The 13,560-nt window shown below is 55.1% G+C and carries 12 protein-coding genes and 1 riboswitch; of the genes, 9 read left to right on the forward strand and 3 right to left on the reverse strand.

Annotation, left to right across the window (positions count from 1 at the left end; translation table 11 throughout):
* Positions 1–153: 153 nt before the first annotated feature.
* The 4 genes from argC (at position 154) to argH (ending at position 4,655) form a co-directional block, all read left to right on the forward strand.
* On the forward strand, positions 154–1,158 hold the full coding sequence (gene argC / locus PAG01S_RS21035; protein ID WP_010672063.1) for an N-acetyl-gamma-glutamyl-phosphate reductase: 1,005 nt from the start codon (positions 154–156) through the stop codon (positions 1,156–1,158).
* A gap of 14 nt (positions 1,159–1,172) precedes the next feature.
* Positions 1,173–1,949 carry an acetylglutamate kinase gene (argB, locus tag PAG01S_RS21040; protein ID WP_010258140.1) on the forward strand — a complete coding sequence of 259 codons (777 nt, stop codon included), beginning with the start codon at positions 1,173–1,175 and terminating at the stop codon, positions 1,947–1,949.
* A gap of 24 nt (positions 1,950–1,973) precedes the next feature.
* Positions 1,974–3,191: an argininosuccinate synthase gene (locus tag PAG01S_RS21045; RefSeq protein WP_022624925.1), complete on the forward strand. Its 1,218-nt coding sequence runs from the start codon at positions 1,974–1,976 to the stop codon at positions 3,189–3,191.
* Between the two features lie 90 nt (positions 3,192–3,281).
* Positions 3,282–4,655 (forward strand): argininosuccinate lyase, encoded by a 1,374-nt coding sequence (argH, locus tag PAG01S_RS21050; RefSeq protein WP_010672061.1) that lies wholly within the window; start codon positions 3,282–3,284, stop codon positions 4,653–4,655.
* A gap of 118 nt (positions 4,656–4,773) precedes the next feature.
* On the opposite strand, the gene PAG01S_RS21055 is transcribed toward argH, so the two are convergent.
* Positions 4,774–5,508: a glutathione peroxidase gene (locus PAG01S_RS21055; RefSeq protein WP_031591828.1), complete on the reverse strand. Its 735-nt coding sequence runs from the start codon at positions 5,506–5,508 to the stop codon at positions 4,774–4,776.
* A gap of 124 nt (positions 5,509–5,632) precedes the next feature.
* Between PAG01S_RS21055 and oxyR the strand changes: the two genes are divergently transcribed.
* Positions 5,633–6,550: a DNA-binding transcriptional regulator OxyR gene (gene oxyR / locus PAG01S_RS21060; protein WP_010258132.1), complete on the forward strand. Its 918-nt coding sequence runs from the start codon at positions 5,633–5,635 to the stop codon at positions 6,548–6,550.
* Here oxyR and sthA read toward each other — a convergent pair.
* Positions 6,533–7,933 (reverse strand): Si-specific NAD(P)(+) transhydrogenase, encoded by a 1,401-nt coding sequence (gene sthA, locus PAG01S_RS21065; protein WP_010258130.1) that lies wholly within the window; start codon positions 7,931–7,933, stop codon positions 6,533–6,535. The genes oxyR and sthA overlap by 18 nt on opposite strands.
* A gap of 192 nt (positions 7,934–8,125) precedes the next feature.
* Between sthA and fabR the strand changes: the two genes are divergently transcribed.
* Entirely contained in the window at positions 8,126–8,773 is a 648-nt protein-coding gene (fabR, locus tag PAG01S_RS21070; protein WP_010258128.1) for an HTH-type transcriptional repressor FabR, read from the forward strand.
* A 14-nt stretch (positions 8,774–8,787) separates the two neighbouring features.
* On the forward strand, positions 8,788–9,141 hold the full coding sequence (locus tag PAG01S_RS21075; RefSeq protein ID WP_010258126.1) for a YijD family membrane protein: 354 nt from the start codon (positions 8,788–8,790) through the stop codon (positions 9,139–9,141).
* 38 nt (positions 9,142–9,179) lie between these two features.
* Here PAG01S_RS21075 and trmA read toward each other — a convergent pair whose 3' ends face one another.
* Complete coding sequence (trmA, locus tag PAG01S_RS21080) at positions 9,180–10,283, reverse strand: tRNA (uridine(54)-C5)-methyltransferase TrmA (RefSeq protein WP_062759673.1); 1,104 nt, start codon at positions 10,281–10,283, stop codon at positions 9,180–9,182.
* Between the two features lie 110 nt (positions 10,284–10,393).
* Positions 10,394–10,576: riboswitch (cobalamin riboswitch) on the forward strand.
* A gap of 69 nt (positions 10,577–10,645) precedes the next feature.
* Between trmA and btuB the strand changes: the two genes are divergently transcribed.
* Both btuB and murI read left to right on the forward strand, forming a co-directional pair.
* The gene (btuB, locus tag PAG01S_RS21085) at positions 10,646–12,523 is read left to right on the forward strand and encodes a TonB-dependent vitamin B12 receptor BtuB (RefSeq protein ID WP_062759674.1); all 1,878 of its coding nucleotides are present in this window, start codon (positions 10,646–10,648) and stop codon (positions 12,521–12,523) included.
* Entirely contained in the window at positions 12,468–13,319 is an 852-nt protein-coding gene (gene murI, locus PAG01S_RS21090) for a glutamate racemase (protein WP_062759675.1), read from the forward strand. The genes btuB and murI overlap by 56 nt, the downstream gene beginning before the upstream one ends.
* Positions 13,320–13,560: the final 241 nt, after the last annotated feature.

The raw sequence follows: 13,560 nt of genomic DNA on the forward strand, positions 1-13,560 counted from the left end.
GGGTTAGGATGTATCCATATTCATGCAGTAATAGTGAATAAAAATACATTAACGTCCTCTGCAAGGGAACCTTAAATCACTGCAGATGACAGGGCGGGTAACGGGGCAAGGCCGCGACCCGGAACGTGCGACTGTAAAAAGGGTTACAGCCTGATGTTGAATACGCTGATCGTTGGTGCCAGTGGTTATGCTGGTACAGAGCTTGCCACCTTCCTGAATCGCCATCCACATATCAACATAACCGCTTTGGCGGTTTCGGCGCAAAGCCCTGATGCCGGCAAGCGCCTCTCCGATCTCCATCCGCAGCTGAAAGGTGTGGTGGATTTGCCGCTGCAGCCGCTGAGCAGCGCGGCCGAGTGGGCAGACAAGGTGGATGTGGTGTTCCTGGCGACGGCCCACGAAGTCAGCCACGATCTGGCGCCGGAATTTCTCAAGGCTGGCTGTGTGGTGTTCGACCTGTCGGGTGCGTTCCGCGTGAATGACGCTGATTTTTATACCCGCTTTTATGGCTTCACCCATCAGCATGGCGACTGGCTGGACAAAGCCGTTTACGGCCTTGCCGAATATCAGCATGAGAAAATCCAGCAGGCGCAGCTGGTGGCTGTGCCAGGTTGCTATCCGACCGCTGCGCAGCTGGCGCTGAAGCCCCTTGTGGATGCCGGACTGTTAAACGAGGCGCAGTGGCCGGTAATCAACGCCACCAGCGGCGTGAGCGGTGCCGGACGTAAAGCCAATGTCGGCACCAGCTTCTGCGAAGTGAGCCTGCAGCCTTACGGCCTGTTCAATCATCGTCATCACCCGGAAATCGTCGCGCACCTTGGTACGCCGGTGATCTTCACTCCGCATCTGGGTAACTTCCCGCGCGGTATCCTGGCGACGATTACCTGCCGTCTGAAAGCAGGTGTCAGCCGTGAAGATATCGCCGCAGTTTTCCATCGCGCCTATGACAACAAGCCACTGGTGCGGCTCTACGAACAGGGCGTACCGGCGCTGAAAGCCGTTGTAGGTCTGCCTTATTGCGATATCGGTTTTGAAGTGCAGGGCGAGCATCTGATTGTCGTGGCAGCCGAAGATAATCTGCTGAAAGGCGCGGCATCGCAGGCGGTACAGTGCCTGAACATCCGGTTCGGCTTCCCTGAAACGCAGTCACTGATTTAACGGACAAATATACCATGACCAATCCATTGATTATCAAGCTGGGCGGTGTGTTGTTAGACAGCGAAGAAGCGCTGGCCCGCCTGTTTGAAGCGCTGCTGACCTACCGCAGCGCCCATCAGCGTCCGCTGATTATTGTCCACGGCGGCGGTTGCCTGGTGGATGAACTGATGAAAAAGCTGGCGCTGCCGGTGAAGAAGAAAAATGGCCTGCGTGTCACGCCAGCCGATCAGATCGACATTATTACCGGTGCGCTGGCGGGAACCGCGAATAAAACGCTGCTGGCCTGGGCAAAAAAATCGGGCATCAACGCGGTAGGCCTCTGCCTGGGCGATGCGGGCATCGTGAATGTCACACCGTTTGATGAAGAACTCGGCCACGTTGGCCACGCAATGCCGGGCGATCCGGCATTACTGAACACCCTGCTGGCGGCCGGTTATATGCCGGTGGTGAGCTCAATTGGTATAACTGACAGCGGCGACCTGATGAACGTCAACGCTGACCAGGCGGCGACCGCACTGGCCTCGACGCTGGGCGCTGATCTGGTCCTGTTGTCAGACGTCAGTGGTATTCTCGACGGCAAAGGTCAGCGCATCGAAGAGATGACCGCCGACAAAGCTGAGCAGCTGATTACCCAGGGCATTATTACCGACGGCATGATTGTGAAAGTGCACGCTGCGCTTGATGCAGCGCGTACCCTGGGCCGCCCGGTGGATATTGCCAGCTGGCGTCACGCTGAGCGGCTGCCTGACCTGTTTAACGGCGTGTCGATTGGCACCCGGATTCTCGCTTAACGACTCTGATTCAAGGATTACGAAATGCAAACGCAAAACATCAAAAAAATCGTTCTGGCTTACTCCGGTGGTCTTGATACTTCGGCCATCATTCCATGGCTGAAAGAGAACTACGGCGGCTGTGAAGTCGTCGCTTTTGTCGCAGATATCGGTCAGGAGCGCGGCGATCTGGAAGGTGTAGAGAAGAAAGCCCTGCAGTCCGGCGCATCTGAATGCCACGTGGTTGACCTGCGTGAAGAGTTCATCAGCGACTATGTCTATCCGGTGCTGCAGACTGGCGCCCTCTATGAAGGCACTTATCTGCTGGGCACTTCAATGGCGCGTCCTATCATCGCTAAAGCACAGGTTGAGCTGGCGCTGAAAGTGGGTGCGGATGCGCTGTGTCACGGCGCTACCGGTAAAGGGAATGACCAGGTGCGTTTCGAAACCACCTACACCGCGCTGGCACCGCAGCTGAAAGTGGTGGCACCGTGGCGTGAATGGAACCTGCGTTCACGTGAAGCGCTGCTGGACTACCTGAAAGAGCGCAACATTCCGACCACCGCGTCACTGGAGAAAATCTACAGCCGCGACGAAAACGCCTGGCACATCTCCACCGAAGGTGGCGTGCTGGAAAGCCCGGCCAATGCACCGAATAAAGATTGCTGGGTCTGGACTGTCGATCCGCTTGAAGCGCCTGACCAGCCTGAAGAAGTGACCGTAACCGTTGAAAAAGGTCGGGTCGTGGCGGTTAACGGCGAAAAACTGAGCCCGTTCCAGTGCCTGGAAAAACTTAACGTGCTGGGCGCAAAACATGGCGTCGGCCGTATCGATATCGTTGAAAACCGTCTGGTAGGGATTAAATCGCGCGGCTGCTACGAAACCCCTGGCGGCACCATCATGGTCAATGCGCTGCGTGCGGTTGAGCAGCTGGTGCTGGATCGCGATAGCTTCAAATGGCGTGAGCAGCTCGGCCACGAGATGTCCTATGTGGTTTATGACGGTCGCTGGTTCGCCCCGCTGCGTAAGTCGATTCAGGCCGCTGCCGAATCGCTGGCGGAAGAGGTTAACGGTGAAGTGGTACTGCAGCTCTACAAAGGCCAGGCGACAGCCACCCAGAAGCGTTCCGCGAACAGCCTCTACTCGGAAGAGTTCGCCACCTTTGGTGAAGATGAAGTGTACGATCACCGTCATGCGGGCGGCTTTATCCGTCTGTTCTCGCTCTCTTCGCGTATCCGCGCCCTGAACGAGCAGAAGAAGTAATTTTCAGGCGAGGTGCGCCTCGCCTCACAGTTTCATTTCAGGGGCGGCATTTATGCCGCCCCTTGTTTAACGATTCAGAGGAGTTTTCACATGGCACTTTGGGGTGGACGGTTTACTCAGGCAGCGGATCAACGTTTTAAACAGTTCAATGACTCGCTGCGCTTCGATTACCGCCTGGCAGAGCAGGACATCATTGGCTCTGTTGCCTGGTCCAAAGCGCTGGTGACGGTAAATGTCCTGACTCAGGATGAGCAGCAGCAGCTGGAAGCGGCCCTGAATACGTTACTGGATGAAGTCCGTGAGGATCCTGAGCAGATTCTGCAGAGCGACGCCGAAGATATCCACAGCTGGGTTGAAGGCCAGCTGATCGACAAGGTGGGCGCGCTGGGCAAAAAACTGCACACCGGACGTAGCCGTAACGATCAGGTCGCGACCGATCTTAAGCTGTGGTGCAAGGTGCAGATTGAGGCGCTGCTGGGTGCCACCCGTGATCTCCAGCAGGCGCTGGTGGTCACCGCTGAAGCCAATCAGGATGCGGTGATGCCGGGCTACACGCATCTGCAGCGTGCGCAGCCGGTGACGTTTGCGCACTGGTGCCTGGCCTACGTTGAAATGCTGGCGCGTGACGAGAGCCGTCTGCAGGATACGCTGAAGCGGCTCGATGTCAGCCCGCTGGGCTGTGGCGCACTGGCCGGTACCGCGTATGAGATCGATCGTCAGCAGCTGGCAGGCTGGCTGGGCTTTGCTTCCGCCACGCGCAACAGTCTGGATACCGTATCAGACCGCGATCACGTGCTGGAGCTGCTTTCTGACGCTGCCATCGGCATGGTGCATCTGTCGCGCTTCGCCGAAGATATGATCTTCTTCAACACCGGTGAAGCGGGCTTTATCGAACTGTCAGATAAAGTGACCTCCGGCTCATCGCTGATGCCGCAGAAGAAAAATCCGGATGCGCTGGAGCTGATTCGCGGCAAGTGTGGCCGGGTGCAGGGCGCGCTGACCGGCATGATGATGACGCTGAAAGGTCTGCCGCTGGCATACAACAAAGATATGCAGGAAGACAAAGAGGGGCTGTTTGACGCGCTCGACACCTGGCTCGACTGTCTGCATATGTCAGTTCTGGTGCTGGATGGCCTGCAGGTTAAACGCCCGCGCTGCCAGGAAGCGGCTGAACAGGGTTACGCAAACTCCACTGAACTGGCTGACTATCTGGTCGCCAAAGGCGTGCCGTTCCGTGAAGCACACCATATCGTCGGGGAAGTGGTGGTGGCCGCTATCGGTCAGGGTGTGGCGCTGGAAGCGCTGTCGCTGGCACAGCTGCAGCAGTTCAGTGCGGTGATTGGCGAGGATGTCTATCCCATTCTGGCGCTGCAATCCTGTCTGGATAAGCGTAATGCGCAGGGCGGCGTCTCGCCACAGCAGGTTGCGCGTGCCATCGGTGACGCAAAGCAGCGTCTGGCGTAATTAACAGGCAAAAAAAAGCGGGCACATTAAATGCCCGCCAACCTCTAGCTTCAGAATTACTCATTTTTATAGGCACATCATCAAAGCGCCTGCTCTCCCGGCCGACGCTCAGATTCTCTTACGCTGACAGCAGATATTGCTGCAGATCCTCACTGCCGCCAATGTGACGACCTCCCATGAAGATCTGCGGTACCGTCGCCCGGCCTGAAACGGCGCGCAGACTCACGGTTGTTGCATCCTGTCCCAGCACGATCTCTTCGTACTGAATACCATGATCCATCAGCATCTGTTTTGCCTGGGTGCAGAAGGTGCAGCCAGGTTTAGTGAAGATTGAGACCGACTCCTGAGCTTTACACTCGGGCGCCAGATAGCGCAGCATGGTGTCGGCATCAGAGATCTCAAATGGGTCGCCCGGCTTGTTTGGCTCAACAAACATTTTCTCTACCACGCCGTTACGCACCAGCATCGAGTAGCGCCATGAACGTGGGCCAAAGCCGAGATCGGCTTTCTCAACCAGCATCTCCATGCCGCGGGTAAACTCGCCGTTGCCATCAGGGATAAAGGTAATGTTGTCTGCGCGCTGTTCTGCTTTCCAGGCGTTCATCACAAACGTGTCATTCACCGAGACGCACAGAATGCTGTCCACACCCTGCTGGGCAAACAGACCCGCTAATTCGTTGTAACGCGGCAGATGGCTGGAGGAGCAGGTTGGTGTGAATGCACCCGGCAGTGAAAAAACGATGACCGTTTTGTCTTTAAACAACGCTTCAGTGGTGACATCGACCCAGCGATCGCCCTGACGTGTATGAAAAGTCACTGACGGAATAGCTTTACCTTCCTGACTTGCAAACATTTTTTTCTCCTGACATACCGCGTTCCATTTGATGTGCGCATTATTCCCAACCACCCTTGATAGGGCCAATCGTTCATTGCTATTCTATCTATCGCCACGGGCTATCGTGGCTTGGAGGGTAATAATGAATATTCGTGATCTTGAATATCTGGTTTCGCTTGCTGAACACCGTCATTTCCGCCGTGCCGCGGATGCGTGTCATGTCAGTCAGCCGACGTTAAGCGGGCAGATCCGTAAGCTGGAAGATGAGCTGGGTGTGATGCTGCTGGAGCGCACCAGCCGTAAAGTGCTGTTCACCCAGGCAGGTTTGCTGCTGGTGGATCAGGCGCGTACGGTGCTGCGTGAAGTGAAAGTGCTGAAAGAGATGGCCAGTCAGCAAGGGGAAGCGATGTCAGGTCCGCTGCATATCGGCCTCATCCCGACTACCGCGCCCTACTTATTGCCACAGATTATCCCGACGCTGCACCAGACATTCCCGAAACTGGAGATGTATCTGCACGAAGCGCAGACGCAGCAACTGCTGGCACAGCTCGATAGCGGCAAGCTGGACTGCGCGATTATCGCGCTGGTCAAAGAGAGCCAGGCCTTTATCGAAGTGCCGTTGTTTGATGAGCCGATGAAGCTGGCAGTCTATGCCGATCATCCCTGGTGCGATCGCGACCGGGTGCCTATGTCCGATCTGGCAGGCGAGAAATTGCTTATGCTGGAAGATGGGCACTGTCTGCGTGACCAGGCGATGGGGTTCTGCTTTGAGGCGGGCGCCGATGAAGATACCCATTTCCGTGCGACCAGTCTTGAGACGCTGCGCAATATGGTGGCGGCAGGCAGCGGGATTACGCTGTTACCGGCGCTGGCAGTCCCACCGGAGCGTATCCGCGATGGCGTCTGCTATCTCACCTGCTACAAACCGGTGCCACAGCGTACAATTGCGCTGGTCTATCGTCCGGGTTCACCTCTGCGCAGCCGTTATGAACAGCTGGCAGAGGCGATTAAAACCCACATGCAGCACTATTTCGACGCCGCGTTAAAACAGGCGGTTTAAGCCGTTTAACGCCGCAACGCGATAGGCTTCGGCCATGGTCGGATAGTTAAAGGTGGTATTCACGAAGTACTCAATCGTGTTGCCACCGTTTTTCTGCTCCATGATCGCCTGACCGATATGAATAATCTCGGCGGCACGTTCACCAAAGCAGTGAATTCCCAGAATCTCTTTGGTTTCCCGATGGAACAGAATCTTCAGGCTGCCAACGTTCATGCCAACGATCTGCGCTCGCGCCAGATGTTTGAACTGCGCGCGGCCTACTTCGTAAGGCACCTTCATTGCCGTCAGCTGCTGCTCGGTTTTACCCACGGAGCTGATTTCCGGAATGGTGTAAATCCCGGTTGGGATATCTTCAATCAGGTGCGCTGACGCTTCCCCTTTGATAATCGCCTGAGCGGCAATACGGCCCTGATCGTAGGCGGCTGAGGCCAGGCTTGGATAGCCAATCACGTCACCAACGGCATAAATGTGCGGCTGAGCCGTCTGATACATGCTGTTCACTTTCAGCAGGCCACGACCATCCGCTTCCAGACCCACATTTTCCAGCGACAGCGAATCGGTGTTGCCGGTACGGCCGTTGGCGTAAAGCAAGCAGTCGGCTTTCACTTTCTTACCCGACTTCAGATGCATGATGACGCCATCTTCCACCCCTTCGATCTTCTCAAACTCTTCGTTGTGACGAATCACCACGCCGCTGTTCCAGAAGTGGTAAGAGAGAGAGTCAGACATCTCCTGATCAAGAAACGCCAGCAGGCGATCGCGGGTGTTAATCAGGTCAACTTTGACGTTCAGTCCACGGAAAATCGACGCATATTCACAGCCAATCACGCCCGCGCCATAAATTATGACGTGGCCTGGTTCGTGGTGCAGATTGAGAATAGAGTCGGAGTCATAAACGCGTGGATGGGTAAAGTCGACATTGTCAGGATGGTAAGGTCGTGAACCACAGGCGATAACAAACTTCTCTGCCGTCAGCGTCTCACGCGTGCCATCCGGTTGCTCAATCTCAATGGTGTTGGCATCAACAAAATGCGCATCGCCCTGATAAAGTTCACAACGGTTACGCTCGTAGAAGCCCTGACGCATGGCTGTCTGCTGGCTGATCACGTTTTCAGTGTGATTGAGTATGTCGGCAAAAGAGGAGCGAAGCAGTCGGGTATGATCGCTGTAGAGCGGATTTTGGTTGAATTCAATAATGCGACTGACGGCGTGGCGAAGGGCTTTAGAAGGGATGGTGCCCCAGTGCGTACAACCGCCGCCGATGTTGTGGTAGCGTTCAATCACGGCGATGCGCGCTCCCTGTTTTACCAGCCCCATCGCCGCCCCTTCACCGCCGGGCCCTGAGCCAATCACAATGGCATCGTAATCGTAAGACTTTTGCATACCGATACGTCCTATTATTTATACATTTTTACAACGAGATTCTAACATCTCGTCGCGCACTTCTGAATTCTATCAGCGATTTTCATCACATTTTGACAAAGAGTGAGGTTCACAGGCGGTGACAAAGATTGCCAATCTGTACGCTGAAAATTTTGATATAGTGCCTGCTTAACACCGCTAAAGGCAGAGAGAATGGGCGTCAGAGCGCAACAAAAAGAACGTACACGACGTACACTGATTGAAGCCGCCTTCAGTCAGCTCAGCGCCGAGCGCAGTTTTGCCAGTCTTAGTTTGCGGGAGGTTGCCCGTGAAGCAGGGATTGCACCTACCTCCTTTTATCGTCATTTCAAGGATGTTGATGAGCTTGGCCTGACGATGGTAGATGAAAGTGGGCTGATGTTGCGACAGCTGATGCGCCAGGCGCGCCAGCGTATTGCCAAAGGCGGCAGCATCATTAAAACGTCGGTGTCGACCTTTATGGAGTTTATCGGCAACAATCCCAACGCTTTCCGCCTGTTACTGCGTGAACGTTCCGGCACCTCTGCCGCTTTTCGTGCCGCCGTGGCGCGTGAAATTCAGCACTTTATCGCTGAACTGGCCGATTATCTTGAGGTCGAAAATCGCATGCCGCGCAGTTTTACCGAAGCGCAGGCTGAAGCGATGGTGACCATTGTTTTCAGCGCCGGTGCAGAAGCACTGGATGTTGATGCTGAGCAGCGACGTAAGCTTGAGGATCGGCTGGTGTTACAGCTGCGTATGATCGCCAAAGGCGCTTATTACTGGTACCGCCGGGAGCAAGAGCGACTGGCGGCCACCCTGGAAAAACCCGAAGAGCAATGAGTAAGGATCAGTCCATGACCCACCCAGGTACTCGCGATAAAAGCACACTGGTACTGGCTTTTATTACCGGCTTAGCAATTAACGGCTCGTTTTCTGTGCTGTTCAGCGCCTTTGTTCCATTTTCGATTTTTCCGCTGATTGCGCTGGGTCTGGCGGCCTGGTGTCTGCATCAGCGTTACCTCAACACCAATATGCCGGACGGCATGCCAGGACTGGCAGCGGCGTTTTTCCTGCTGGGGATTCTGGTTTATAGCGCGCTGGTGCGGGCAGAATACCCGGATATTGGCTCCAACTTCGTTCCCACCGTTCTGATGGTAGCGCTGGTGTTCTGGATTGCGACGCGTTTTAAGCGCAAGCGTAATCAGTAGTGATAAAAAAACGGGAACCTCAGGGTTCCCGTTTTTGTTTACGCTTTACGTGTCAGCAGGACACCGCATTCCATATGGTGGGTATAGGGGAACTGATCAAACAGCGCCAGCCGCGTCACATCGTGCGTTTCCGCCAGCGTCTGCAGATTGTCGCTGAGGGTCTGCGGATTGCAGGAGATATAAAGGATGCGCGGATACGCCTGCACCATTTTCACCGTCTCTTCATCCAGTCCGCTGCGCGGCGGATCGACAAAAATCGTCTCGCATTCGTAGCTGGTCAGGTCAATCCCTTCCAGACGATTAAAGCTGCGCACGCCATTCATCGCCTGGGTAAACTCTTCCGCCGCCATACGAATGATCTGCACGTTATCAATCTGGTTCGCGGCAATATTGTATTGTGCTGACGCAACAGAGGGCTTGGCGATCTCAGTCGCCAGAACGCGGCGGAAATTGCGTGCCAGCGCCAGCGAGAAGTTGCCATTACCGCAGTAGAGTTCCAGCAGGTCGCCCTGTGAATCCTGCGTCACATCCAGCGCCCACTCCAGCATCTGAATATTCATCGCCGCATTAGGCTGGGTAAAACTGTTTTCGACCTGACGATAGATAATCTCGCGACCCGCTACCGGCAGACACTCATCAACGTAGTCGCGATCCAGACAGATTTTGGTCTTGGTGGCGCGACCAATCAGCTGCACATCCAGCCCTTCTGCGCGAAGCTGGTCACGCAGCGCCATGGCTGCCTGCTGCCACTCATCATCCAGTTTGCGGTGATAGAGCAGCGAAATCACAATCTGATTGCTCAGGGTCGACAGATAGTCGATCTGGAACAGTTTATGACGCAGGGTACGGTTATCACGGATCGCGGCGATCATCTTTGGCATCAGCTGATTGATCAGCTGGCTGGCCGCCGGGAACTGATCAACACGGATCCGCTCGCGTGTCTGCTGATCAAAGATGATGTGATAGATATCATCGCCGTCGTGCCACAGGCGGAATTCGGCGCGCATCCGATAGTGGCTGACCGGTGAACGGAACACCTCCACGTCGGGCGCAGCAAACGGCGTCATCATCGTCTCTAAACGACTGACTTTTTCCGCCAGCTGTGCGTCATAGTCTTCAATGGGGAGATGTTCGGGTGTCATGAGCAATCCTGATTAATAGCTTACCAGCGGGCGATTGTAGGCATTCACTTGCTGATGTCCAGTCCTGCAATGAGAAGATGTTTGGCAGTCTGGACTTCCGTATCTCCACTCCGTAGACTGCAGACGCCGGCCTCAAGCCCGAGTTAATAGGGAATCCAGTGTGAATCTGGAGCTGACGCGCAGCGGTAAGGAATGTCGTGATGAGTGCAATTGCAGACACTGTCCTGTGGGATGGGAAGTCATCATCACTTATGGTTCCCAGCCCGAAGACCTGCCGGTGTAACGTCGCTACTCGTACAATCATCGCGTGCTATTGATTGTCGGCCTGCGGCATCCTGCTTCGTCTTATGGATGCGATAAAAATGACAAAAAAAACTGCTTCGCTGTTCGCTCTGAGCGCAACGGCGATTTCTCTCTGGGCGCAATACGGTTTTGCTCAGGGGAATGATGATACGCAAATAGTCACCGCCAACCGTTTTGCTGAACCTGTTTCAGGTGTGCTGGCACCCACCACCGTTGTCACACGTGATGAGATTGATCGCTGGCAGGCCAAAAGCCTGACGGATGTGATGCGCCGCCTGCCGGGTGTCGATGTTGCGCAAAGTGGCGGGTTAGGGCAGCAGAGTTCGCTGTTTATTCGGGGCACCGAATCGAGACATGTACTGATCCTGATTGATGGTATCCGGCTTAATCAGGCGGGCATCACCGGTTCGTCTGACCTCAGCCAGATCCCGCTGTCACTGGTGCAACGCATCGAATACATTCGCGGTGCGCGTTCTGCAGTCTACGGTTCCGATGCGATTGGCGGCGTGGTGAATATCATTACGGGCCGATCGCAACCGGGCACCACGCTGACGGCGGGCGTCGGGTCAAACGGCTATCAATCCTACGACGGCTCAACCCAGCAGATGCTGGGCGATGCGACAAAGCTCACTCTGGCAGGCAACTACACCTATACCAAAGGGTATGACGTGGTGGCGGGTTATCCCAATGACTATGGCCCGGCGCAGCACGATCGCGACGGCTTCATGAGCAAAACCCTGTATGGCAACCTTGAGCATCAGTTCAGCGATGAACTCAGTGGTTTTGTGCGCGGCTACGGGTTTGATAACCGCACCGCCTACGACGGTTCATACACCTATGATAATAATTTCAATATTATCGGGCTGGCGGATACCCGCCAGCTCTACAGCCAGACCTGGGACACCGGGTTACGCTTCAATCGTGACTTCTACTCTACCCAGCTCATCGCCAGTTATGGCCATACCAAAGACATCAACTACGATCCACGCAATGGCCGCTACGGTGCCGCGTCCACCTTTGATGATGTCACCCAGTACAATCTGCAGTGGGGCAACACCGTGCAGGTGGGGCAGGGGGCGATCAGCGCGGGTGTCGACTGGCAGAAAGAGACGACCGAGCCGGGCACGAACTATTTGTCAGATAGTTATGAGCAGCGTAATACCGGTCTCTACCTGACCGGCCAGCAGCAGTTTGGCAGCGTCACCCTTGAAGGTGCGGTACGCGGTGACGACAACAATCAGTTTGGCTGGCATAACACCTGGCAGACGGCGGCCTCATGGGAGTTTATCTCCGGCTACCGCGTGTTCGCCTCTTATGGCACCGCTTTTAAAGCGCCCAATCTGTCGCAGGTTTACAGCCCGTTTTATGGCAACCGTGACCTCGATCCTGAAAAAAGTAAGCAGTGGGAAGGCGGCTTTGAAGGGCTGAGCGGACCGGTGAACTGGCGTGTGTCGGGCTATCGCAACGACATCGATAATCTGATTGATAATGACCCGGCGACTTTCCGTTACTACAACATTAAGCAGGCTCGCATTAAAGGCGTTGAAGCGACCGCAGGATTCGACACCGGGCCGCTGGCGCATCAGCTCTCTTATGATTATGTCGACGCACGGGATGGCAGCACCGATCAGCCGCTCGTACGCCGGGCTAAGCAGCAGGTGAAATACCAGCTCGACTGGACGCTGTATGAGTTTGACTGGTCAGTCACCTACCATTATCTGGGTGACCGTTATGATACGGACTTTAACAGCTCTCCCAGCCGTCGTGTGAAGTTAGGTGGCGTCAGCCTGTGGGGTCTCGCCGTCTCATATCCTGTCACTTCACAACTCACGGTTCGTGGTAGAATTGCCAACCTGTTCGATAAAGATTACGAGACAGTGTATGGCTATCAGACACCAGGACGAGAGTATTACCTCAGCGGCAGCTACAACTTCTGATTTGCGTCCCACCGTGCTGGTGTTTGATTCCGGCGTCGGTGGGCTTTCTGTCTATGATGAGGTCCGTCAGCTGTTGCCGGATCTTCATTATCTTTACGCCTTCGATAACGCTGGCTTCCCTTACGGTGAGAAAAGCGAGACTTTCATTGTGGATCGGGTGGTCGCTATCGTTGAGGCCATTACCCGCAGCTATCCTCTCTCGTTAGTCATCATCGCCTGTAATACGGCCAGCACCGTTTCATTGCCCGCTTTACGTGAACGTTTTGCCTTTCCGGTTGTGGGGGTGGTTCCGGCGATTAAACCGGCCGCGCGCCTGACGCGAAATGGCGTAGTGGGCTTGCTGGCGACGCGTGCCACGGTGCGCCGTCCTTATACCCATGAGCTGGTGTCGCAGTTTGCCGGTTCCTGCAAGATAGAGATGCTGGGATCAGCGGAGCTGGTTGAACTGGCAGAAGCGAAGCTCCATGGTGCGGAGGTGGCTCTGGATGAGGTGCGCCGTATTGTTCAGCCGTGGCTGCGGATGACGGAACCACCGGACACGGTCGTTTTAGGCTGTACGCACTTTCCTTTACTGCGCGAAGAGTTGCAGCAGGTGTTACCGGAAGGGACGCGTCTGATTGATTCCGGTGCGGCAATTGCACGACGCACAGCCTGGCTGCTGGAGCATGAAGCACCTGAAGTGCATTCATCGCAGCAGAACGTTGCATTTTGTACGGAGCTGGATGGCGAAGCAGTACAATTATCACCCGTTTTACGGCGTTATGGCTTCCCGTTGCTGGAAAAACTGGCGCTTTAGCGGCTTTTAGCTGAAAAAATCAGCACTCGGAATTTTATTTGAAATTAGCACTTGTCACCCTCCGAGAACTCCCTATAATGCGCCTCCACTGACACGGCACAACGGCTTACGAAGCGCCGGGTTGAGTAGGTTCGAAATCATACGAACCAGTGAGTTAAGCGAAAATAAATGCTTGACTGACAATGCGGAAAGCGTAATATACGCAGCCCGCGCCGCAGTAAATCGCGGCATGCTCTTTAAT

The organism is Pantoea agglomerans NBRC 102470, from assembly GCF_001598475.1.
Lineage (GTDB): Bacteria > Pseudomonadota > Gammaproteobacteria > Enterobacterales > Enterobacteriaceae > Pantoea > Pantoea agglomerans.